The following is a 21,380-nucleotide window of genomic DNA, read 5'->3' as shown; positions in this document are numbered from 1 at the left end:
CTAATTAAGTGCCCCTAATAATTTTAACGGGGTCTATTTTTTTGGCTTTGTTGGAGGGTAAATACCCAGCAATAAAGGTGGAAATCAATGCAAAGGCTATCCCAATCACATAAAAATTAGGATTAAAGTTGACAGGATAAGTGGTAATAGTGGGAAGCGCTTCAGTTTCAAATGGCGTATTGTCGATGAGGTGTGATAATCCAAATCCTATTAATAACCCCATGAGTCCACCAAAGAGTCCAATAATAATGGCTTGGGCCATAAAAATGTACTGCACGTCCTTTCCTGAGAAACCTGTGGCCTTTAAAATGGCAATGTCCTTCATTTTTTCATAGATCAACATATTTAAGATGTTGTAAATGCCAAAACCTGCCACGATCAACAACGTTATGGAAACGGCATAGGTAATTAAGTTTCGAATGTTGGAGCCCGTTTCAAATTGGGCATTGGCCTCATTGATGTCTACCGCCTTTATATTGAACTGCTTTTCCAGACTGCGAGCCATAGGCTCTGCTTCGGCAATATCCAACAACTTAATATTGATATCGGTCACATAGTTTTCAGCTTCACCCAGAATGCGTTGCACAGTATTTAGATTGGCAAAACTTTGGATATTATCAATCTCCGCGATCCCACTTTGGTAAATGCCCACAATTTTTAAGGGAAATATATTTCCCTCAACCGTACTGATCTGTACTCGATCACCAATCGATAGTGACATCTTTTCGGCGAGACCAGCGCCCAATAAAATACCGTTGGTGTTATTTTTTAGGGCTTGGGGTGAACCTTCGACGATATTATCTTGAATATTGGACAATCGGGCCTCTTCCATTATATCGACTCCGATCAAGTTGCCGCCCAATTCTATAGATCCAGATAAATAAAAAATTTGAGCCCGAAGTTGCGGGGTTGCGCCCCGTACATTGGTATGTTTTTTAAGATAGCTCAAAATGGGTAAGGCATTATGAATTTTTTGTTGGTTTTGCTTGGGCTTGATGGAGTGCACCACATTAAAAGCATCAGAAAATCCCTGATATTGGGAAATGGGTTGGGTAGGGGATGGCCTAATTTCGTTGTACATATGAATATGGGGAGTTTGGTTCAAGACCAAATCATCCAACATGGCATTCAGCCCCGTCATAAAACTCACCAAAGTAATATAGGCCCCAATACCGAAAGTCACCCCTAAAGTTGCGGTAACCGTAGATTTCATTTTGGTCAGCAAATGGGTTTTGGCAATGCCCAATATCACACTCCAATTGATCATGGCTCAGGTTTATAGATCGCTGTTGTTTCATCCAATCCGTCAACAACCTCTACCATATCCAAATTTTGAAGTCCGAGGGTAATCGTTGTTTCTCCATCGTCGGTCAACACTTTGGAATCTCCAATAAGATATTCCTTTGGAATGGTTAGCGCTTCTTCTTTTTTGGAGACCACAATATTTCCCTCGCCAGATAATCCAGGGTACAAAATATTTGGAGGGTCATTAAATAATGCTTCTACTAAAAAAGTCTGGGAGCGCTCATCTTTTCTCGGATAAATTTTATCTAAAGTGGCTTCAAAAACTTGTGAGTTGTAGGAGTCCAGCGTTAAGAATACTTGTTGTCCTATTTTGAGTTTCACAATGTCCACTTCATCTACCAACAGCTCAATAATAAATTTATCGGTTTTGCCCAATGCAGCTACGGGTTCTTGGGTGTTCACAATTTCCCCTGGATTTTTATAAATGGCATACACCGTTCCGTTGATTTTACTGGTAATGGTAAAGTCGCCCGAGTTGGTCAAAGAGGATTTATAATTGTTTTCGGATTGTTTGAGCTGGGTTTCCAGTTCGTTTTTGGTTTGGGTGTATTTGCTTTGGAGGAGGTTCAAATTGCTTCGCGACAATTCATAGGCCAGTTGTTTGGAATCGTATTCCACTTTGGAGCCAATATTTTGGTCCCAAAGGTTCTTCTGGCGGAAGTAATTGATAGAGTCATTGCTCAATTTCAGTTTTGCAGCGTTAATTTCATCTTGGATGCTGGTTAGGACCGCAGCTCGACCTTGATAGTTTTCTTGAGCCAGTTTTAGCGCCAATTGCGCATTTTGCACATTGAGCTCAGGAGAAGTATTCGTAATTTGGAGAATAGGATCACCTCGATTAACGGTATCTCCTTCTTCTACCCAAATTTTGTCCAGAATGCCCAATACTTTGGAATACGCTTGGTATAAACTATCAGGTTGAATAGTCGCCGAAGCATATACCGATTCAGTCAAGGGCATTTTTTTAGGGTAAGTTTTCTCTTTTTCGTCCTTGCATGAAAAAAGCAGGGCGCAAACACAAACGATTACTACGGAATATTTCATCGGATTCGTAAATAGTGACTTCAAATTACCAATAAAAACTGATTTGTAACATGAGTTCCGTCATTATCTGTGCCATGGATGAAAAGTTATTAACTTTTTGCTATTTAAGTGGTTATGCTGACGGATGTCATTGTTTATTTGGATTTCGGCACTTTCCTTTGCAATAAAAAGCTAATGATACTTTCTGCCGTAATATTGTTAGTTGTACTCCTGGTCCTTTGGCTACTTTTTATTCCAATACAGGTTTTTATCGATACCGATGCAAACACCTATTTTGCGCGGTTGAAGGGCTTGGCAAAGGCGAGTTTTGAACCCGACGAGAAAGAACTTTTAAGGGTGCGTTTAAAGGTCCTTTTTTATGAACGCTGTTTTTACCCCTTAACAAGATCCATCAATCAAAAAAAACAATCCGAAAAAAACAAAGCCAAACGAAAACGGAAAGTGAGTTTTAAAAAAATGCTTCAGCTTTTGAAGTCGTTCGAGGTAAGACAATTTGATTTGGATATGGACACGGGGGATTATGTGGCCAACGCAAAAATGTATCCTGTTTTTGTGTTGCTCAATCAGTTTGTGGCTTCCTTTCATATAAATTTTGAAGACAGAAATAGACTGGTGCTGGATATTCGAAACAGACCTTATAGGATGTTGAAATCATTGTTTAACTAGTAAAAATTAAGGTCATGGATTTACATTTTGAAGAATTAATGAACAAGGTGACTGACTTTATCAAGTCTGAGACCAAAACGGAAACGATTGTTGGAGAACCCTTTGATTTGGGTGAATTTAAGTGTGTGCCAGTGATTAAAGTTGGTATGGGCTTTGGTTCTGGAGGTGGCGAAGGTATTGAAGGTAAAAACCGAAAAGGTGAAGGCGCAGGTGCTGGAGCTGGTGTTGGTATTGAACCTATCGGATTTTTGGTGACCAAAGGAGAAGAAATCTCATTCTTGGAAGCTGGCAAAACCCACGGATTGGCGGCAGCTTTCGAAAAAGTACCCGATTTGATCGAAAAATTGGTTAAAGAACGTAACCGACACGAAGAAGCAGTAGCTTAATACGGCTCGAAAAATAATCCCTAAAAAACAAAACCCTTCAAAATTGCTTTTGAAGGGTTTTTTAATGTGACCTGGCTGGGGCTCGAACCCAGGACCCTCTCCTTAAAAGGGAGATGCTCTACCAACTGAGCTACCAGGTCAAAATTTCAGCGCCTAGCTGTTTGGCTAAGCGGGTGCAAATATAACATCAATAATTTATTTTCCAAGGTGAATTAATGATAAATTTGTGTTTTTTTGAAAACGATTAAAGTTCGGGTAAATGAAAATAGTTTTAATGGGATATATGGCGAGTGGAAAGTCAACTGTTGGGAGGTTGTTGGCCAGTCAATTAGGAGTTCAGTTTATTGATCTGGACGATTATATTGAAGCTTCAGAAAAAAAATCCATTAAAACCATTTTTTCTGAAAAAGGCGAAATCTTTTTTAGAAAATTGGAGCATAAAATGCTTTTGGAGGTTCTCGAAAAAGAAGAATCTTTGGTCTTATCGACTGGGGGAGGCACACCTTGCTATGCAAATAATATTGAAATGATTCTGGAAAAATCGGATTGCTCCGTGTATTTAGGTATGACAATTCCACAATTGGTCAACCGAATTTCTAAAGAAAAAGAAGACCGCCCTTTGGTAAAAAATATTCCTGATGAAGATTTACCTGAATTTATAGGGAAGCATTTGTTTGAACGAATTCCTTTCTATTCTCAAGCGAAATATACTTTGAATGGGAGTGGTTCTCCCGAAGATGTAGTAACAGAGATAAGAAGCCTACTCTAAATACACTGCATTGTTCTTGTTTTCAAAAACCACTTTAATGTGCTCATTGAGCGAAGTAGAAAGCGAAATGCCTTTAAAGTCGGCTTTTATCGGGTACCTTTTGTGGTTGCGATTCACCAAAACAGCCGTTTTCAATTGTTTTATTGGAGTTTTTAAGAAATGATGGGTTCCATAGATTAATGTTGTGCCAGAGTTAAGCACATCGTCTATCAACACTATGGATTTGTTTTTGTAGTCCTCAATACCAATGGAAGTTTTAACACCACTCTCCAGCGGATTGCTTTTATCCATATCCACCCTGCACAAAATTATTTCGGCATCCGTGATTTTCTTAAGGATGTCCATTATTTTTTTGGCAAAATCCACACCACCCCCATTAATGCCCGCTACCACAATTTCTTTCTCCTCTACATTGGTTTCGTAGATTTGATAAGCGATGCGCTTTGCAATATGTTGGATCTGGTCGTGGTTTAGAATACGGTTCATCATGTTACGGAAATTATTTCAAAGATATAAAACAGATTATTCAGGGTCATCCAAAAAATCGTCAATATCCCTTCGGTCTTTTTTTGTGGGGCGCCCAAGTCCTTTTTTTCTGTAGTGTTTTTTTGCGTATTGAAGCAGATCGTTGTGTTCGAACGCCTCTTTTGGTGTGGTGTCCTTGCGGTAAATATCTACCAATTTAGCCCCAACACGACTTTCAGGCAAATCCAAAACGGTGAGTTGATAGTCGATTTGATTTTTGCGCAGCACAATTTTATCCATCGGGTAAACCTCCCTGGATGGCTTTACAACACTATCGTTTACCCTTACCTGACCTTTTTTTACTGCATTTGAGGCCAGATTACGTGTTTTGAAATATCGAGTACACCAAAGGTATTTGTCTATTCGCATGCTCTTCGCAAATCTTTGTTAACGGACAAAGCAAAAATAATGGAAAATTGTATCTTGCGCGCCTAAATAACACACTGGATGAAGTACAGATTGATTGTATTATTGGTATTTGGAATTACTTTTTTTTCCTGTAAGAAGGATGATGATGGAATAATAACGGTGCCACCTAGCTTATTGGCAGAAGTGGAGCCCGAAGATGATGAAACCATCAAGGAGTTTTTAAACACCCACTTTTACAATTACGAAGATTTTGATGAAGTTACCATGCCAGAAGGATTCGATTATAAAATTGTAATCGATACCATTGCTGGTGCAAATGCAGACAAAACTCCAATGATGGATTTTGCCCAAGCGATAACTTTAAACGTTTCCAATACTCATTTAGGTTTAAGTGCCGAAGAAGAAGATATTCCTCATACCTACTACTATATTGAAGTGCAAAAAGGGGGCGGAGGAAGCCCAACCTATGCTGATTCTACCCTAGTGCGTTACCAAGGTTCTGCTTTGGACGGTACCTTGTTTGATGAAAGTCAAGATTTTCTTTGGCAAGAATTACCATCTACATATCGTGGTTATGGGGATGGTATTTCACAAATGTATGCAGGAACATCAGAAAACATTGTAGATAATCCTGATGGATCTTATGAGATTACAGATAGAGGTATTGCCATTATTGTGATGCCTTCTGGATTGGCTGCTTTTAACAGAACTGTTGGAGCTGCTGGTACGTATGCTCCTGTACTTTTTAAAGTGGAATTAGGGTTGTATGTGGAAGATACGGATAGTGATAATGATGGAATTCCTTCTATCATGGAAGATTTGAACAATAACAGATATTTGTTGGATGATAACACTGATGAAGATACTGAACCATTAAATCTTCCAGCTTTGCCTAACTATAGGGATGCAGATGATGATGGTGATGGGGTATCAACAAGAAGTGAAATATCCGATGAGAATGGGGATATTATTTTCCCTTATCCAGATTCTAATGGTGATGGAGTTCCAGATTATTTAGATCCGACAGTGAACTAAAGGAAAAGAAACATATATAAACAAAAAAGCCCCGACTTAAGTCGGGGCTTTTTTTATGGAACTACTTTTTGATTAAAGCATAAGCGATAATGCAAAAATTACTTGTGATGGTCTTGAATCTACACGACCTGAAACATCGGTAATATTCTCGCCAATAAATTCAGCTTCGTTTTTGGAAAAACCTCTTTCGTAGCGTACATCCAAACCAAGTCGGCCTAAATTAACGCCAGCACCGATATTTAATCCAACCGTGAAGTCATTTTCCACGTCGTCAATTTCCAAATCCCCTAATTCATTTTTTAAGGTATATTGAAAAGCAGGACCTGCAAATACGTGCAATGGACCTATTACTTTCAATCCCAGTAAAACGGGCATATCCAATTTGGATACATCATAATCTTGGGAATCTCCATCTACTTCGTACTCACTTTTGGTTTTGGAATACACCAATTCTGGTCTTAAGTAAATAGTGGTGAAGTCAAGCTTACCGAATACTCCAATGTGGTATCCAGCTTTACCTTTGGCACCTTCAATAATATCAGCACCACCATCTCCGACGGAATTGATAAGGTCTCCATTCTTGTTGTAGGATAATCCAGCCTTTAAACCAAAGCCTGAACCGCTTTGTGCAAATGCAGTGGCGCCAAAAAAGGCAAAAGCCACCACGAGAAGCGTTTTTTTCATAAGTGTTGTTTTAGGGTTAAAATATCTCCGAAGAGATACTGAAACTATTTACGTTTCAACACTTTTAAAACGGCTGCTTCTATGGCTTTATTGTTTAATCCGTACTTCTCCATCAATTGTTCTGGGGTACCACTTTCTCCGAAAGTATCTTTGGTGGCCACAAATTCTTGAGGGGCAGGGTAGTGAGATGATAATACACCTGAAACACTTTCTCCAAGTCCACCTAAATAATTGTGCTCTTCTGCAGTTACCACACATCCAGTTTTCTTCACAGAGGCCAAAATGGCTTCTTCATCCAAAGGTTTAATGGTGTGAATATTGATCACTTCAGCAGAAATACCTTGGTTTTCCAAACTTTCGGCAGCAATCAAAGCTTCCCATACCAAATGTCCTGTTGCAATAATGGTCACATCAGTACCTTCACTCAACATTACTGCTTTACCAATTTCGAATTTTTGGTCAACAGGTGTGAAGTTGGCCACTTTTGGTCTACCAAAACGAAGGTAAACAGGACCGTGGTGCTCAGCAATCGCAATGGTAGCCGCTTTGGTCTGGTTAAAATCACATGGATTGATTACCGTCATGCCAGGTAGCATTTTCATCAAACCGATATCTTCCAGAATCTGGTGGGTTGCACCATCTTCACCAAGCGTTAAACCTGCGTGGGAAGCACATATTTTTACGTTCTTGTCGGAATAAGCAATGGACTGACGAATCTGATCGTACACACGGCCTGTTGCAAAGTTGGCAAAGGTAGAAGCAAAAGGAATCTTTCCACCAATGGTCAAACCAGCGGCAATACCCATCATATTCGCTTCAGCGATTCCTGTTTGAAAGAAACGCTCTGGGCTTTCCTCGATAAAAGTTTCGATTTTAAGAGATCCTACCAAGTCGGCACATAATGCAACAACGTTTGGGTTGGTTCTCCCTAGTTCAGTCATTCCCGCACCATATCCACTGCGGGTATCTTGTTTTCCTTGATCTGTATATTTGGTCATTGTTTCTGTTTCTGAATTAATAATCGCCTAAAGTCTCTGGGTTTTGGGCCAATGCGGTGGCCAATTGCTCATCACTTGGCGCTTTTCCGTGCCATGCGTGGGTGTGCATCATAAAATCAACACCGTTACCCATTTCGGTGGTCATCACCACACAAACAGGTTTTCCTTTTCCAGTTCTGCTCTTGGCTTCATTTAAACCAGCAATCACTTGCTCAAGGTCGTTTCCGTTTTCTATTTCAAGAACGTCCCATCCGAACACTTTGAATTTTTCAGAAACATCCCCTAAAGGAAGTACTTTTTCGGTAGGACCATCAATTTGTTGTCCGTTACGGTCAACCGTTGCGATTAGGTTGTCCACTTTATTACCAGCAGCATACATAATAGCTTCCCAGTTTTGACCTTCCTGCAATTCACCATCACCATGAAGACTGAACACCAAATGGTCATCTCCGTTTAATTTTTTGGCTAAGGCAGCTCCAATGGCTACGGACATACCCTGTCCTAATGAACCAGATGCCACACGAACACCTGGAAGTCCTTCGTGGGTGGTTGGGTGACCTTGTAATCTGGAATCGATCAATCTAAACGTATTTAGTTCCTCTACTGGAAAATACCCTCTACGGGCCAATACGCTGTAAAAGACTGGAGAGATGTGACCGTTGGAAAGGAAGAAAAGATCTTCTCCGATTCCGTCCATATCAAAACCATCTTTCAAATCCATGATTTCATTGTAAAGCGTCACTAAAAATTCTGTACATCCCAAAGACCCCCCTGGGTGACCAGAACTTACCTTGTGGACCATTCTTAAAATGTCCCTTCTCACCTGAAAAACCAGGTCTTGTAATTCTTGTGTGTTCGGCATCTTTTTTAAATTAGATTTCAAAGGTAATCGCAATAAAGTTCCTAAACAAGTGTATATAATACATTTATTAATCGTTTTATACTCAGAAACTTTATTTTTTTGTTAAGGGTTACAGAAAAGGAGTTGGTTATATTTGCGGACTTAAAACACTCTTTTGGATTTTACATTAGTACAAAAAGACAAGCAAAGTAAGGCGCGGGCTGGAATCATGACCACGGATCATGGTGAAATTCAGACGCCAATATTTATGCCCGTGGGCACCGTAGCCTCTGTAAAAGGGGTGCACCAGCGTGAGTTGAAAGATGAAATAAATCCTGATATTATTTTAGGAAACACCTATCATTTGTACCTGAGACCAAGTACAGGTATTCTTGAAGAAGCTGGTGGTCTGCACAAATTTATGGGGTGGGACCGTAATATTTTGACCGATAGTGGGGGCTACCAAGTGTATTCTTTGTCGGATAATAGAAAGATCAAGGAAGAGGGAGTTAAGTTCAAATCCCATATTGATGGATCACATCATGTGTTCACACCTGAAAACGTAATGGAAATCCAAAGGACCATCGGGGCCGACATTATTATGGCTTTTGATGAATGTACGCCTTACCCTTGCGATTACCAATATGCCAAACGCTCCATGCATCTTACACACAGATGGTTGGATAGGTGTATCAATCATTTGGAGACGCTTCCTTTTAAATATGGCTATTCCCAAAGCTTTTTTCCGATTGTCCAAGGATCCACCTATAAAGATTTAAGAAAGCAGTCTGCAGAATATATTGCATCGGTTGGAGCTGAAGGAAATGCCATTGGTGGACTTTCCGTTGGGGAACCAGCAGAGGAGATGTATGAAATGACAGAGATTGTTTGTGATATTCTTCCAGAAGACAAGCCAAGATATTTGATGGGGGTGGGAACTCCGATCAACATTTTGGAGAACATTGCTTTGGGAATTGATATGTTCGATTGTGTGATGCCGACCCGAAATGCCAGAAACGGAATGTTGTTTACGGCACACGGTACCATCAACATTAAAAATAAAAAATGGGAAAACGATTTTTCACCCATTGACGAAATGGGTATCACTTTTGTGGATACCGAATACTCCAAAGCGTATTTACGCCATTTGTTCGCCGCAAACGAATATTTGGGCAAGCAAATCGCGACCATTCACAACCTCGGTTTTTATTTATGGTTGACGCGTACGGCTAGAGAACGTATTTTAGCGGGAGATTTTTACGAGTGGAAAAACAAGATGGTTCAACAAATGGATAAAAGGCTATAATGCTCACCATACTGGATAGATACATTTTAAAGCGTTACCTAGTTACCTTTTTGGGGATGCTTATGCTATTTGTTCCCATCGGAATTATGGCCAACTTGGCCGAAAAAATCGGGAAGATCATAGACAACGAAGCTCCTTTATCCGAGGTGATTGTGTTCTACGGAAACTTTACTTTGGTGATTGGAAACCTGTTGTTGCCCATCTTTTTGTTCCTATCCATTATTTTCTTTACCTCAAAACTGGCCAGTAACACCGAAGTGGTGGCTATTCTGAGTTCAGGGGTGTCCTATTCACGATTTTTACGTCCTTATTTTATAGGCGCGACCTTGGTGGCCATCCTTATATTTATGATGGGGATGTTTATAGTGCCCCATGCCAGTATCGGTTTCAATGAGTTTGAATACAAGTACTTTAAAAAAGGAAAGCGGGACAGAATCACTGAGAACATTTTCAACCAATTAAATGAGACCGATTACATTTATGTAAGCAGTTTTGACCCTAACCGCCAGATTGGATATAATTTCACTTACGAACATTTTGATTCCATTGGGCAGTTGGAGTATAAAATATCGGCCAACAATATTCGCTGGATACCCGCTGACAGTATTTATCGATTGACCCGTTACGAAAAAAGAGAGGTGAGAGACACCACAGAATATATTGAAACAAAAAGTAGGTTGGACACCATTTTCTCATTTGAAATAGATGATCTAACCCCAGTTTCCTATGTGGCCGAAACCAAAAACCTTTTCGAATTGAACGATTTTATCGAAGACCAAAAAAGAAAAGGTGCCTCTAACATCAACGCCTACATATTGGTTAAGTATAAGCGTTGGGCCTTGCCTATTGCGGCTTTCATTCTTACCGTTATTGCTGTAGCGGTTTCATCCGTAAAGCGTAGAGGAGGAATGGGGCTCAATTTAGCCTTTGGAATCGGTGTGGCTTTCGTCTATATTTTCTTTGATAAGGTATTTGGAACCTTGGCAGAACAATCTGGGTTCTCCCCACTTTTGGCCGTGGTAATTCCAAACCTTATTTTTGGTGTTTTTGCGGTATATATGCTGATGAAAGCCAAGCGATAAATCGCAAAAAACAACGTATATTGTTGAAGTTAAACGTATTGTACAATTAGCAATGGTTGCCCATAAAGTTTTATATTTGTCCCCATTGTTTTTCAAGAAAATTTAAATTTCCCATGGAATATCTAGAATTTGAACTCCCCATCAAAGAACTTGAAGATCAACTTCAAAAATGTATGGTGATTGGGGAAGAAAGTGATGTAGACGTTAGCGAGACCTGCACGCAGATTGAAAAGAAACTTGACGAAACCCGAAAGGATATCTATAAAAATTTAACCGCATGGCAGCGGGTGCAATTGTCCAGGCATCCCAACCGTCCATACACCATGGATTACATCAATGCCATTTGCGGTGACACATTTTTGGAGCTACACGGCGATAGAAATGTAAAGGACGACAAGGCCATGGTAGGTGGTCTTGGAAAAATTGGAGACCAAAGCTATATGTTCATTGGTCAACAAAAAGGGTACAATACCAAAACCCGCCAGTACCGTAACTTCGGTATGGCCAACCCAGAAGGCTATCGCAAAGCCCTAAGGTTGATGAAATCTGCCGAGAAGTTCGGAATTCCAGTTGTTTGCTTTATCGATACTCCAGGTGCATATCCAGGTATCGAGGCCGAAGAAAGAGGCCAAGGTGAAGCCATTGCACGTAATATTTTGGAAATGACCCGTCTTCAAGTACCAATTATAGTGGTGATCATTGGAGAGGGAGCTTCTGGAGGTGCATTGGGGATAGGTGTAGGAGATAAGGTGCTGATGTTGGAAAACACGTGGTACTCTGTTATTTCACCAGAATCCTGTTCATCTATTCTTTGGAGAAGCTGGGAATACAAAGAACAAGCAGCAGATGCGCTTAAATTAACCGCCACCGATATGAAGAAACAAAAATTGGTGGACGAAATCGTAAAAGAACCCCTTGGTGGTGCTCATGCCAACCGCGAGAAAACTTTTGAAACGGTAAAAAACAAAATTTCTTCGCATTTTGAAGAACTTAAAAAGTTATCACCAAAAGAATTGGTGAAATCCCGTATGGAAAAGTACTCGAATATGGGTGTTTTCAACGAATAATTCCTGTTTTTCAAGGGCTGACCATTTTTATTAGGTTGGATCCATTATTTTTTTTAAGTTATTAACTGGATTTTTTAGTTATCAACAATTAAATTGTTGAGTACCTGTTGAAATCCGATACATCAATCGTTAAGTTAACTAAAGGTTAATTAGCTACATTCGCAACCATGGATAAACCTAGCCCCATTGTCGGACATCGTATAGATAAATCCGCCCTCATCAATCTTGAGAGAGGGAAAATACCTCCACAAGCCGTTGATTTAGAGGAAGTTGTGTTGGGTGCGATGATGATTGACAAAAAAGGTGTCGATGAGGTAATTGACATTCTCCATGCCGATGTTTTCTATAAAGAAGGCCATAAGTATATTTATGAAGCCATCTTTAAATTGTTTGAAACTTCGGAACCTGTGGATTTATTAACGGTTTCCTCCCAATTAAAGAAAGATGGCCACCTAGAAGCGGTAGGTGGCGACTTTTACCTAATTAAATTGACTCAAAAAGTGGCTTCTTCGGCCCATATTGAGTTTCACGCAAGAATCATTCTCCAGAAATTTATCCAGCGAAGCCTTATTAAAATTTCAAGTGAGATAATCGAGGAAGCTTACGGAGATGCTACAGATGTTTTTGACCTTTTGGACAATGCGGAAGCAAAATTATACGAGGTTACCCAAGGGAACTTAAAACGTTCTGCCGAAACTGCCCAAAATTTGGTGATTCAAGCCAAGAAAAGAATTGAGGAAATTTCCAATAAAGAGGGATTGAGTGGTATCCCATCTGGATTTGATAAACTAGACAAACTTACTTCTGGTTGGCAACCCAGTGATTTGATCATTGTGGCAGCAAGACCTGGTATGGGTAAAACGGCCTTAACGCTTTCTATGGCGAGGAACATTGCCGTGAATTCCAATACAGCGGTGGCTTTCTTTTCTTTGGAAATGTCATCGGTGCAGCTGATTACTCGTTTGATTTCTTCGGAAACTGGGCTTTCTTCGGAAAAATTAAGAACAGGCAAACTGGAAAAACACGAATGGGAGCAATTGAATGTAAAGGTGAAAGCCTTGGAAAAAGCCCCTTTGTTTATAGATGATACGCCATCCTTGTCCATTTTTGACCTTAGAGCAAAAGCTAGACGTTTGGCTTCGCAGCACAATATTAGGCTTATCATTATTGACTACTTGCAGTTGATGACAGCTGGAGGTAGCCAAAAAGGAGGGAACCGTGAACAAGAAATTTCGACCATTTCCCGTAACCTAAAAGCGTTGGCCAAGGAATTGGATGTTCCTGTAATTGCACTTTCGCAGTTATCAAGGGCAGTGGAAACCCGTGGAGGAAGTAAACGACCTATTCTTTCCGACCTTAGGGAATCTGGAGCGATTGAGCAGGATGCGGATATTGTTTCCTTTATTTATAGACCTGAATATTATAAAATTGACGAGTGGGACGATGAGGAACGCACCCCGACCCAAGGTCAAGCAGAGTTTATTGTAGCTAAGCACAGAAACGGTGGTTTAGAAAATATTAGGTTAAAATTTGTGGGTGCTCTGGGTAAATTTGATAACTTGGATGACTTTGATTCCCCATTCGAATTCCAATCGAAAATGAATGCGGACGAAGAAAATCCCTTTGCAACGCCAAAATTCCCAAGTACGGATGAAGCATTTGGTAGCGCAATGAACAGTGACGATGGCCCAGATGATAACGACGTACCGTTTTAAAAAAAGCACCTACCTGTCACCTCGAGCGAAGTCGAGAGGTCTCCTTTTTATAGTGCTCTTACTTTCATTACAATCTTTCGCCTCCGTCATCCTAATTCCTATGGATGCCGACGGACAAAAAAACCATTTAAAAGCTTACGGAATCACTTATTGGGTACTGACCAAACAGCAAAAAGTGCAATGGTTGCTCAATTATCGTGGAGGTTCGTTTATGTTGCCCGATGGTGATGCTATTCGCAAAGAATGCCAAATTCGAGGAGTTTCTTTTGAAGTGCTTTCGGACGGACAGGCGGAACAAATATTGGATGATATCAGCAGTCCATCGCAAAACCAAGATGCGGTTGTATTAGAAAAAGCTCCCAAAATTGCGGTGTACTCACCTAAAGGAAACCAACCTTGGGATGATGCTGTGACCATGGTGCTCACTTATGCCGAAATTCCCTATACCACAGTTTATGATGAAGAAGTATTGGGTGATAAATTGGCATTGTACGACTGGTTGCACTTGCACCATGAAGATTTTACGGGACAATACGGACGTTTTTATGGGCATTACCGCGCCGCACCTTGGTACATTGAGGCCAAAGCGGAAGCAGAAGCCTTGGCACAAAAGTTAGGTTACTCCAAAGTATCTGAGGAAAAACGCGATGTAGCCTTAAAAATTAGAAATTATGTTGTGGGTGGTGGCTTTATGTTCGCCATGTGCTCGGCCACCGATAGTTTTGATATCGCCTTGGCAGCAGAAAACGTTGATATCTGCGAACCTATGTTCGACGGTGATCCATCCGAACCCAATTATCAATCCAAGTTGGATTACAGCAACACCTTTGCGTTTACCAATTTTATGTTGGAAAGAAATCCATTGCGCTATGAGTTTTCTTCCATCGACATGACCAACAAACGATTTAATGTGCAAAAGGAGTCCGATTATTTTTCCTTAATGGAATTTTCGGCCAAATGGGATCCAGTGCCTACCATGTTGACCCAAAACCATACCAGTTTGGTAAAAGGTTTTATGGGACAGACTACATCTTTCACCAGAGAAGAAATAAAACCCACCGTTATGGTCATGGGTGAAAACAAAATCAATGGCGAAGCCCGTTACATTCACGGCATAAAAGGAAAAGGTTTCTTTACATTTTATGGTGGTCACGATCCAGAAGATTACCAACACAGGGTAGGGGACCCCAAAACAGAATTGGACCTACACCCAACCTCTCCAGGGTATCGTCTGATTTTGAACAATGTTCTATTTCCAGCAGCTCGCAAGAAAAAACAAAAAACCTAACTCAAATTATCCTTGAAAAATTGAACCGTACGCTCCCAAGCTAAATCTGCTGAAGCTTTGTCGTAACGGGGTGTTGTGTTGTTATGGAACCCGTGATTTACTTCAGGATAAATATGAGCTTCATACTTTTTATCCAATTCCTTTAATTTGGCTTCGTAAGCCGGCCAACCCGCATTCACTCTTTCATCCAATCCAGCATAATGTAGTAGGAGGCGCGCATTGATTTGAGCTACTTCCTCATCCGCAGGTTGTCCGCCATAAAAAGGAACAGCAGCGGCGAGATCAGGTACTTTTACGGCCATCATATTAGAAATCCATCCCCCAAAACAAAATCCGACCACACCGATTTTACCATTGCAGTCTTCGTGGTTTTTCAAATATTCGTATGCTGCTATAAAATCTTCAAGCATCTCATTTCGGTCCCGTTGTCTTTGCAAAGTCCTGCCCTCATCATCATTACCAGGATACCCTCCGAGTGGAGTTAGCGCATCGGGAGCCAAAGAAATGAAACCCGCCAAAGCAGCTCTCCGACCCACATCCTCTATATAAGGATTTAGCCCTCGATTTTCATGAACAACGACGACGCCGCCCAATTTTCCTGTATTTTCTTTGGGTTTGGATAACAATCCTTTGATTTCTCCACCTCCTTTAGGAGAATTATAGGTGATGAATTTGGTATCTAGACTTGGGTCATTTGGGGAAACCTCAAGGGTGGTTTTGTAATCGGGCATCATAAAACTAAGGAGGGAGGCTATTGTAATTCCGCCTACGGCATACACCGAAAGCTTTTCCATAAATTCCCTTCGATCAATTTTATTGTGTGCATAATCATCATAAAGGTCAAAGACCTCCTGCTTAATGTCGTCTTTTTTTAAAGGTGCCATGTTGTAGTTGTTTAGTGAATTTGCCCTCTTAAGGTACAAATTTTGAACAAGCAACAATCGCGAAGTTTGTTAAATGAAAATCTTAAAGCAATTTCTCCAAGATACGCTCTACACCAAAATCGTTATTGCTACTGGTGCTATATTTTGCAGTTTTTAGCACATTGGGATGGGCATTGGCCATAGCAAAACTAAAGTCTGAAAGTTCCAACATTTCCAAATCGTTGTTGTAATCCCCGAATACCATAATTTCGTGTGATGCTAATTGATATTCGTCCATCACCTTTTTTAGCGCGTAACCTTTATGGGCATTCAAGTCCGAAACATCTACCCAATTGGCTCCAGAAACTTTTACTTTTAATCCATCTTCCAGATGTTTAACTGAGGGATAAATATATTGTTCGGAGCTTTCAAAATGGTAAATAGCGATTTTTAAAACTTCCGCATCCACTTGCTTTTGGTCGCTTACAATCTCAAACTCTGAATAATATTCCCGTAGCATTTCAATAAACTCATCCGAATCGCCCCCCACAAAAGCATTGTTTTCACAGCAAAGTACGGGATGCACATGTTCTAGAGGTTTCACGGTATCCAAAATACGACCAACCTCATTTTTATTGATGGGAGTGGTCAATAAGGTTTCTCCTTGTTTCTTGATCAAAGCGCCATTCTCGGCAATGACCAAAATTTCATTCTTAATGGACTCCAATTTGTCGACCATGCTGTGGTATTGTCTTCCACTGGCAGCAACAAAAGCAATATTCTTTTTTTTGAGTTCTTCGTAGATTTCGAAAAAGCGAGGGCTTACTTCGTGGTTGGAGTTGAGTAGCGTACCATCCATATCGGTCACCACCATTTTAATCTGCGATAGGTCCATATAAAAAAATTAAGCTGCAAAGTTACCGTAATTCAATCAACTGGGAATGTGCAATGGGTAAAGTTTGCATTAATTTAGCAGCTTAAGCAAAATAGGAGGGATGCAGTTTTATCAGGAAGAATTACAATTACGATCGTATTCAAGAGGATTTCATTTGATCACGGATACCATATTAGAAGCCATTCCAAGTCTAAAACAAATCAAAGTCGGATTTCTTCAGGTTTTCATCAAGCATACTTCTGCAAGTTTAACCATCAATGAAAATGCCGACCCTACCGTTCGGAACGATTTTGAAAGTCATATAAATAAAATGGTACCTGAGAATATGCCGTACTACGTTCATAATTATGAAGGTCCAGATGATATGCCTGCACACATTAAAGCTTCGTTAATGGGAGCTTCTGTTCAAATTCCAATATCAAACGGAAGATTGAATATGGGTATTTGGCAGGGTATTTATTTGTGTGAGCACCGAAATTATGCCTCTGGTAGAAAATTGGTCATTACTGCCTATGGACAATAAATTGGAATTTGTCAGTTCGAGCGCAGTCGAGAACTTATTTGAAACAAAAGATCCCGCACAAGGCGCGGGATCTTAATAAGCGGGGTAAGTTTATATTGATTTTTTATTTTACTCTTTCAACGATGGCTTTAAAGGCATCTGGGTGGTTCATGGCCAAATCGGCAAGAACTTTTCTGTTCAATTCGATTCCGTTGGCTTTTACTTTACCCATAAATTGAGAGTAAGACATTCCGTGTAATCTGGCACCTGCATTGATACGGGTAATCCACAAAGCGCGGAAAGTACGTTTTTTGTTACGTCTATCGCGGTAAGCATAAAGCATTGCTTTTTCAACCGCATTTTTGGCTACTGTCCAAACGTTTTTACGTCTTCCAAAGTAACCTTTGGCTTGCTTCATCACTTTTTTTCTTCTAGCTCTTGAAGCAACTGAATTTACTGATCTTGGCATAATGATTCATTTTTTTGTAGCAGGCGCCCCGTTTGGGAACTTTTTTGGCCCGACTCCATGGTTATTAAATAATGTACCTGTTGAACAATTATTTTAAACGTAATTGTTCTTTGATGCTATTCACATCGGACTCGTGTACCAATGTGGAATGCGTCAACTTAAGCTTACGCTTTTTAGATTTCTTGGTCAAAATGTGACTCTTGAAAGCGTGCTTTCTTTTAATTTTACCAGAACCTGTAAGCTTAAAACGCTTCTTGGCACTGGATTTTGTTTTCATCTTAGGCATTTTCCTAGTATTTAACTCCGCTTATTATATGCTGAACTTGGTTCAGTATTTTTTATTTCTTATTGGTTTTTGGCGCAATGAACATGGTCATACGCTTACCTTCCAATTTCGGCATTTGTTCCACTTTACCAAGTTCTTCTAGTTCTTGGGCAAGCTTCAACAATAATATTTCACCTTGGTCTTTGTAAACGATTGAACGTCCTTTAAAGAACACATAGGCTTTTAATTTGGCACCGTCTTTCAAGAATTTTTCCGCGTGACGCTTTTTAAATTCGTAATCGTGGTCATCTGTTTGAGGGCCAAAACGTATTTCTTTTACAACAACTTTCGTTGCTTTTGCCTTTAGGGCCTTGTCTCGTTTCTTTTGCTCATAAAGAAACTTTTTGTAATCGATGATCTTACAAACTGGTGGTTCAGCATTGGGTGAAATTTCAACCAAATCCAATTCCAATTCTGTTGCAAGTTCACGTGCTTTAGAAATTGGATAAACTCCCATTTCTACATTATCGCCGACAAGACGTACTTCTCGGGCTTTAATATTTTCATTGATGTTGTGAGGGTTTTTATTTTCCCTCCTAGGCTGGGGCCTAAATCTTCTTCTTATTGCTATGACTTAAACTTTTTAATTAAACTTAATTTTTAGAACGACTTTAAGGTACTATTTATTTCAGTAGATACCAAGTCTGAAAACGCTTCAATGCTCAATCCGCCTAAATCGTCTCCCCCGTGTCTCCTTACAGAAAGGGTTCCGGACTCCTCTTCTTGTTCCCCTACGATGATCATAAAAGGGATTTTCTTGAGTTCGGCCTCGCGGATTTTCTTTCCTACGGTTTCATTCCTATTATCAATGAGCGCGCGAATTTCGTGATTTTCCAGCGAATTCAAAACTTTTTCCGCATATTTTTCATGTTTCTCGCTGACGGGCAGTACAATAGCTTGCGTTGGAATCAGCCATAATGGGAAGTTTCCACCTGTGTGCTCTAGCAATAGTGCCACAAATCGCTCCATACTTCCAAAGGGCGCACGGTGAATCATTACAGGTCTGTGCAACTCATTATCACTTCCTTTATACGAAAGGTCAAAACGTTTAGGTAGGTTGTAATCCACCTGAATGGTACCTAACTGCCAATTTCTACCCAAAGCATCTTTTACCATAAAGTCCAGCTTAGGGCCATAAAAAGCAGCTTCACCACTTTCAACCACATAGTTCAATCCTTTTTCCTCTGCTGCATTGATGATGGCTTGTTCAGCTTTTTCCCAATCGTCGGTATTACCTATATATTTTTCAGGGTTGTCAAGGTCTCTTACTGATACTTGTGCGGTAAAATTATTGAAACCTAAAGAATTTAATACATATAAGGTAAGGTCGATCACATTTTTGAACTCATCGTTCAGCTGTTCCGTAGTACAGAAAATGTGTGCATCATCTTGAGTGAACCCTCGAACACGGGTCAAGCCATGAAGCTCACCACTTTGTTCATATCTATAAACGGTACCAAATTCAGCATATCGTTTCGGTAAATCTTTATAGCTGAAAGGTTGGCTATTGTATATCTCACAGTGGTGCGGACAGTTCATAGGTTTCAACAAAAACTCCTCATCTTCTTTTGGGGTGCGTATTGGTTGAAAGCTATCTTCACCATATTTGGCATAGTGGCCAGAAGTAACATATAATTCCTTTTGACCTATATGAGGTGTTACCACCATTTCGTAGCCAGCTTTCTTTTGTGCTTTCTTTAAAAACTGCTCCAATCGCTCACGAAGTGCAGCACCATTAGGTAGCCATAATGGTAAACCTTGTCCAACTTTTTGGCTAAAAGTAAAAAGCTCCAATTCTTTACCCAATTTTCGGTGGTCACGTTTTTTGGCTTCCTCCAATAAATGCAAGTATTCGGTAAGCTCCTTTTGTTTCGGGAATGAAATACCATAAACACGGGTCAACTGAGGATTCTTTTCATCACCTCTCCAATAAGCACCGGCTACACTTAATAATTTAATTGCTTTAATGATGCCTGTATTAGGAATATGACCTCCACGACATAGATCGGTAAAGGTGCTGTGGTCACAAAATGTGATAGTGCCATCTTCAAGGTTTTCAATTAGCTCAACCTTAAATTCGTTGCCTTGGTCCTTATAATATTGTAAAGCCTCCGCTTTGGATACACTTCGCATTTTGTAATCGTGCTTGCCTCTGGCAATTTCCAAAGCCTTCTGTTCAATTTTTGGAAAGTCCTTTTCAGAAATACTTTGATCTCCAAAATCAACATCATAATAAAAACCATTTTCAATGGCAGGACCGATGGTTAGTTTTATACCAGGATATAATTCCTCCAAAGCTTGGGCTACCACGTGTGAGGTAGAGTGCCAAAATGCCTTTTTGCCTTCATCATTGTTCCAAGTATATAAGGTAAGGGTGCCATCACTGGTCAAAGGGGTCACTGTTTCCACAACAGTGTCATTGAATTTGGCAGAAATAACGTTTCTAGCCAAGCCTTCACTAATACCTTTAGCCACTTCCATGGGGGTAGTTCCCTTTTCAACTTCTTTTACAGCACCATCTGGCAGTGTGATTTTTATCATGTTGTTTAAACTTCTAAGTTTATTATTGGAGGACAAAGATAATATCTTGTGTAGATGCTACAATACCTACATTATATATATGGACTAATTTTCTTCCTTTATAAGGTTGATATGATTGGTTTTTTGGATGGATGTAATATGTATTAAAAGGGGGTTTTGATATTTTAAAAAAAGTTGTATTTTTATCTGCTTTGTTTTCAGTGAGTTGAAAATAAATCTATCCTAAAAGCAAAGAACCCTCTTGTTTATATTATAAATGGTGTTACATTTGCAGCCCCAAAAACAACAAAGGGTTTGTTTTTTGGCGAGTTCAAAAGCTCATTGACATACTGTTTTGATAAGTCGGAAAGGCTTGAAAAAAATATCAAAAAAAGCATTGTGTAATCAAAAAAAGCGTTTTACATTTGCAGCCCGAAAAACACTAAGGTGTATCAGGAAAAAGTTCATGTAAAAGGATTGTTTTGAGGTCAAGAAAATGTTTTGAATTTTTTTTCAAAAAAAAGCTTGCCGGTTAAAAAAACAGTTGTACATTTGCACCCGCTTAACCAACGAGGTTGTGCGGTCAAAGCCGAGAGAGAATTGATTTAATGAGATTGAAACTCGGTTTTAGAACAAAGAAGTTCATATACATATTGTAACGACAGCGTAAAGAGAATTAAGAACCATTTTGATGCGGGGACTCTGAGGTTTCCGGATGTCGGAAGA

At 39.9% G+C, this 21,380-nt stretch carries 23 protein-coding genes and 1 tRNA gene; 10 read left to right on the top strand and 14 right to left on the bottom strand.

Features of this window, described 5'->3' with window-relative positions; translation table 11 throughout:
* Nucleotides 1–4: 4 nt before the first annotated feature.
* Together BLQ18_RS16465 and BLQ18_RS16460 are read right to left on the bottom strand one after the other, a co-directional pair.
* On the bottom strand, nucleotides 5–1,267 hold the full coding sequence (locus tag BLQ18_RS16465) for an ABC transporter permease (RefSeq protein WP_090299435.1): 1,263 nt from the start codon (nucleotides 1,265–1,267) through the stop codon (nucleotides 5–7).
* Nucleotides 1,264–2,349 carry an efflux RND transporter periplasmic adaptor subunit gene (locus BLQ18_RS16460; RefSeq protein ID WP_090299432.1) on the bottom strand — a complete coding sequence of 362 codons (1,086 nt, stop codon included), beginning with the start codon at nucleotides 2,347–2,349 and terminating at the stop codon, nucleotides 1,264–1,266. The genes BLQ18_RS16465 and BLQ18_RS16460 overlap by 4 nt, the downstream gene beginning before the upstream one ends.
* Before the next feature lie 114 nt (nucleotides 2,350–2,463).
* Between BLQ18_RS16460 and BLQ18_RS16455 the strand changes: the two genes are divergently transcribed.
* Both BLQ18_RS16455 and BLQ18_RS16450 read left to right on the top strand, forming a co-directional pair.
* Nucleotides 2,464–3,015, top strand: coding sequence for a hypothetical protein (locus tag BLQ18_RS16455; RefSeq protein ID WP_090299430.1), 552 nt, complete (start codon nucleotides 2,464–2,466; stop codon nucleotides 3,013–3,015).
* Nucleotides 3,016–3,029: 14 nt separating this feature from the next.
* The gene (locus tag BLQ18_RS16450) at nucleotides 3,030–3,401 is read left to right on the top strand and encodes a GerW family sporulation protein (RefSeq protein WP_090299426.1); all 372 of its coding nucleotides are present in this window, start codon (nucleotides 3,030–3,032) and stop codon (nucleotides 3,399–3,401) included.
* Between the two features lie 67 nt (nucleotides 3,402–3,468).
* Here the strand turns inward: BLQ18_RS16450 and BLQ18_RS16445 are convergent.
* Nucleotides 3,469–3,541, bottom strand: a tRNA-Lys gene (locus BLQ18_RS16445).
* A 119-nt stretch (nucleotides 3,542–3,660) separates the two neighbouring features.
* Here BLQ18_RS16445 and BLQ18_RS16440 point away from each other — a divergent pair.
* Entirely contained in the window at nucleotides 3,661–4,170 is a 510-nt protein-coding gene (locus BLQ18_RS16440; RefSeq protein ID WP_090299423.1) for a shikimate kinase, read from the top strand.
* On the opposite strand, the gene BLQ18_RS16435 is transcribed toward BLQ18_RS16440, so the two are convergent.
* Together BLQ18_RS16435 and BLQ18_RS16430 are read right to left on the bottom strand one after the other, a co-directional pair.
* Complete coding sequence (locus BLQ18_RS16435; RefSeq protein WP_090299420.1) at nucleotides 4,162–4,659, bottom strand: phosphoribosyltransferase family protein; 498 nt, start codon at nucleotides 4,657–4,659, stop codon at nucleotides 4,162–4,164. The genes BLQ18_RS16440 and BLQ18_RS16435 overlap by 9 nt on opposite strands.
* A 33-nt stretch (nucleotides 4,660–4,692) precedes the next feature.
* Nucleotides 4,693–5,064 carry an RNA-binding S4 domain-containing protein gene (locus tag BLQ18_RS16430; RefSeq protein ID WP_090299418.1) on the bottom strand — a complete coding sequence of 124 codons (372 nt, stop codon included), beginning with the start codon at nucleotides 5,062–5,064 and terminating at the stop codon, nucleotides 4,693–4,695.
* Nucleotides 5,065–5,142: 78 nt separating this feature from the next.
* Between BLQ18_RS16430 and BLQ18_RS16425 the strand changes: the two genes are divergently transcribed.
* Nucleotides 5,143–6,099, top strand: a complete 957-nt coding sequence (locus BLQ18_RS16425) for an FKBP-type peptidyl-prolyl cis-trans isomerase (protein WP_090299414.1) — start codon at nucleotides 5,143–5,145, stop codon at nucleotides 6,097–6,099.
* A gap of 72 nt (nucleotides 6,100–6,171) precedes the next feature.
* On the opposite strand, the gene BLQ18_RS16420 is transcribed toward BLQ18_RS16425, so the two are convergent.
* The 3 genes from BLQ18_RS16420 to BLQ18_RS16410 are packed head-to-tail and all read right to left on the bottom strand — an operon-like array spanning nucleotide 6,172 to nucleotide 8,664.
* On the bottom strand, nucleotides 6,172–6,783 hold the full coding sequence (locus BLQ18_RS16420) for an outer membrane beta-barrel protein (RefSeq protein WP_090299410.1): 612 nt from the start codon (nucleotides 6,781–6,783) through the stop codon (nucleotides 6,172–6,174).
* 44 nt (nucleotides 6,784–6,827) lie between these two features.
* A complete protein-coding gene (locus tag BLQ18_RS16415; protein WP_090299406.1) occupies nucleotides 6,828–7,781 on the bottom strand; it encodes a transketolase family protein in 954 nt (317 codons plus the stop codon).
* Nucleotides 7,782–7,797: 16 nt separating this feature from the next.
* A complete protein-coding gene (locus tag BLQ18_RS16410; protein ID WP_262492781.1) occupies nucleotides 7,798–8,664 on the bottom strand; it encodes a transketolase in 867 nt (288 codons plus the stop codon).
* Between the two features lie 133 nt (nucleotides 8,665–8,797).
* On the opposite strand from BLQ18_RS16410, the gene tgt reads away from it, so the two are divergent.
* The 5 genes from tgt (at nucleotide 8,798) to BLQ18_RS16385 (ending at nucleotide 15,080) form a co-directional block, all read left to right on the top strand.
* Entirely contained in the window at nucleotides 8,798–9,928 is a 1,131-nt protein-coding gene (gene tgt / locus BLQ18_RS16405; RefSeq protein WP_090299398.1) for a tRNA guanosine(34) transglycosylase Tgt, read from the top strand.
* Complete coding sequence (locus BLQ18_RS16400) at nucleotides 9,928–11,010, top strand: LptF/LptG family permease (RefSeq protein ID WP_090299395.1); 1,083 nt, start codon at nucleotides 9,928–9,930, stop codon at nucleotides 11,008–11,010. Before tgt ends, BLQ18_RS16400 begins: the two co-directional genes overlap by 1 nt.
* A 113-nt stretch (nucleotides 11,011–11,123) precedes the next feature.
* Nucleotides 11,124–12,077 carry an acetyl-CoA carboxylase carboxyltransferase subunit alpha gene (locus BLQ18_RS16395; protein WP_090299392.1) on the top strand — a complete coding sequence of 318 codons (954 nt, stop codon included), beginning with the start codon at nucleotides 11,124–11,126 and terminating at the stop codon, nucleotides 12,075–12,077.
* Nucleotides 12,078–12,244: 167 nt separating this feature from the next.
* Nucleotides 12,245–13,792, top strand: a complete 1,548-nt coding sequence (gene dnaB, locus BLQ18_RS16390) for a replicative DNA helicase (protein ID WP_090299389.1) — start codon at nucleotides 12,245–12,247, stop codon at nucleotides 13,790–13,792.
* Nucleotides 13,761–15,080, top strand: a complete 1,320-nt coding sequence (locus BLQ18_RS16385) for an asparagine synthetase B (RefSeq protein ID WP_417935116.1) — start codon at nucleotides 13,761–13,763, stop codon at nucleotides 15,078–15,080. Before dnaB ends, BLQ18_RS16385 begins: the two co-directional genes overlap by 32 nt.
* Here the strand turns inward: BLQ18_RS16385 and BLQ18_RS16380 are convergent.
* Together BLQ18_RS16380 and BLQ18_RS16375 are read right to left on the bottom strand one after the other, a co-directional pair.
* Nucleotides 15,077–15,964 carry a dienelactone hydrolase family protein gene (locus BLQ18_RS16380; RefSeq protein WP_090299663.1) on the bottom strand — a complete coding sequence of 296 codons (888 nt, stop codon included), beginning with the start codon at nucleotides 15,962–15,964 and terminating at the stop codon, nucleotides 15,077–15,079. The two genes, BLQ18_RS16385 and BLQ18_RS16380, sit on opposite strands and share 4 nt — an antisense overlap.
* Before the next feature lie 82 nt (nucleotides 15,965–16,046).
* Nucleotides 16,047–16,838: an HAD family hydrolase gene (locus tag BLQ18_RS16375; RefSeq protein WP_090299386.1), complete on the bottom strand. Its 792-nt coding sequence runs from the start codon at nucleotides 16,836–16,838 to the stop codon at nucleotides 16,047–16,049.
* 100 nt (nucleotides 16,839–16,938) lie between these two features.
* On the opposite strand from BLQ18_RS16375, the gene BLQ18_RS16370 reads away from it, so the two are divergent.
* Nucleotides 16,939–17,361: a secondary thiamine-phosphate synthase enzyme YjbQ gene (locus BLQ18_RS16370; protein WP_090299382.1), complete on the top strand. Its 423-nt coding sequence runs from the start codon at nucleotides 16,939–16,941 to the stop codon at nucleotides 17,359–17,361.
* Between the two features lie 103 nt (nucleotides 17,362–17,464).
* Here the strand turns inward: BLQ18_RS16370 and rplT are convergent, their stop codons facing one another.
* From rplT to thrS, 4 genes are all read right to left on the bottom strand, one after another.
* Complete coding sequence (gene rplT / locus BLQ18_RS16365; protein ID WP_090299380.1) at nucleotides 17,465–17,809, bottom strand: 50S ribosomal protein L20; 345 nt, start codon at nucleotides 17,807–17,809, stop codon at nucleotides 17,465–17,467.
* An 88-nt stretch (nucleotides 17,810–17,897) separates the two neighbouring features.
* On the bottom strand, nucleotides 17,898–18,095 hold the full coding sequence (gene rpmI, locus BLQ18_RS16360; protein WP_073181711.1) for a 50S ribosomal protein L35: 198 nt from the start codon (nucleotides 18,093–18,095) through the stop codon (nucleotides 17,898–17,900).
* 52 nt (nucleotides 18,096–18,147) lie between these two features.
* The gene (infC, locus tag BLQ18_RS16355) at nucleotides 18,148–18,699 is read right to left on the bottom strand and encodes a translation initiation factor IF-3 (protein ID WP_262492782.1); all 552 of its coding nucleotides are present in this window, start codon (nucleotides 18,697–18,699) and stop codon (nucleotides 18,148–18,150) included.
* A gap of 35 nt (nucleotides 18,700–18,734) precedes the next feature.
* Nucleotides 18,735–20,675, bottom strand: coding sequence for a threonine--tRNA ligase (gene thrS / locus BLQ18_RS16350; protein WP_090299372.1), 1,941 nt, complete (start codon nucleotides 20,673–20,675; stop codon nucleotides 18,735–18,737).
* Nucleotides 20,676–21,380: the final 705 nt, after the last annotated feature.

It is taken from the genome of Flagellimonas zhangzhouensis (assembly GCF_900102925.1).
GTDB classification, from domain to species: Bacteria; Bacteroidota; Bacteroidia; order Flavobacteriales; family Flavobacteriaceae; genus Flagellimonas; species Flagellimonas zhangzhouensis.
The sequence above is the reverse complement of the archived record's forward strand: the minus strand, read 5'-3'. Positions and strand labels throughout refer to the sequence as shown.

Bases quoted from the DNA above. Each gene is read 5' to 3' on its own strand.
- BLQ18_RS16370 (WP_090299382.1), top strand. From the start codon at position 16,939: ATGCAGTTTTATCAGGAAGAATTACAATTACGATCGTATTCAAGAGGA.
- rpmI (WP_073181711.1), bottom strand. From the start codon at position 18,095: ATGCCTAAGATGAAAACAAAATCCAGTGCCAAGAAGCGTTTTAAGCTT.
- BLQ18_RS16425 (WP_090299414.1), top strand. From the start codon at position 5,143: ATGAAGTACAGATTGATTGTATTATTGGTATTTGGAATTACTTTTTTT.
- BLQ18_RS16430 (WP_090299418.1), bottom strand. From the start codon at position 5,064: ATGCGAATAGACAAATACCTTTGGTGTACTCGATATTTCAAAACACGT.
- BLQ18_RS16440 (WP_090299423.1), top strand. From the start codon at position 3,661: ATGAAAATAGTTTTAATGGGATATATGGCGAGTGGAAAGTCAACTGTT.
- BLQ18_RS16450 (WP_090299426.1), top strand. From the start codon at position 3,030: ATGGATTTACATTTTGAAGAATTAATGAACAAGGTGACTGACTTTATC.
- BLQ18_RS16415 (WP_090299406.1), bottom strand. From the start codon at position 7,781: ATGACCAAATATACAGATCAAGGAAAACAAGATACCCGCAGTGGATAT.
- BLQ18_RS16395 (WP_090299392.1), top strand. From the start codon at position 11,124: ATGGAATATCTAGAATTTGAACTCCCCATCAAAGAACTTGAAGATCAA.
- BLQ18_RS16455 (WP_090299430.1), top strand. From the start codon at position 2,464: ATGCTGACGGATGTCATTGTTTATTTGGATTTCGGCACTTTCCTTTGC.
- BLQ18_RS16385 (WP_417935116.1), top strand. From the start codon at position 13,761: ATGGCCCAGATGATAACGACGTACCGTTTTAAAAAAAGCACCTACCTG.
- BLQ18_RS16400 (WP_090299395.1), top strand. From the start codon at position 9,928: ATGCTCACCATACTGGATAGATACATTTTAAAGCGTTACCTAGTTACC.
- rplT (WP_090299380.1), bottom strand. From the start codon at position 17,809: ATGCCAAGATCAGTAAATTCAGTTGCTTCAAGAGCTAGAAGAAAAAAA.
- BLQ18_RS16460 (WP_090299432.1), bottom strand. From the start codon at position 2,349: ATGAAATATTCCGTAGTAATCGTTTGTGTTTGCGCCCTGCTTTTTTCA.
- BLQ18_RS16435 (WP_090299420.1), bottom strand. From the start codon at position 4,659: ATGATGAACCGTATTCTAAACCACGACCAGATCCAACATATTGCAAAG.
- dnaB (WP_090299389.1), top strand. From the start codon at position 12,245: ATGGATAAACCTAGCCCCATTGTCGGACATCGTATAGATAAATCCGCC.
- BLQ18_RS16420 (WP_090299410.1), bottom strand. From the start codon at position 6,783: ATGAAAAAAACGCTTCTCGTGGTGGCTTTTGCCTTTTTTGGCGCCACT.
- BLQ18_RS16380 (WP_090299663.1), bottom strand. From the start codon at position 15,964: ATGGCACCTTTAAAAAAAGACGACATTAAGCAGGAGGTCTTTGACCTT.
- thrS (WP_090299372.1), bottom strand. From the start codon at position 20,675: ATGATAAAAATCACACTGCCAGATGGTGCTGTAAAAGAAGTTGAAAAG.
- BLQ18_RS16465 (WP_090299435.1), bottom strand. From the start codon at position 1,267: ATGATCAATTGGAGTGTGATATTGGGCATTGCCAAAACCCATTTGCTG.
- BLQ18_RS16375 (WP_090299386.1), bottom strand. From the start codon at position 16,838: ATGGACCTATCGCAGATTAAAATGGTGGTGACCGATATGGATGGTACG.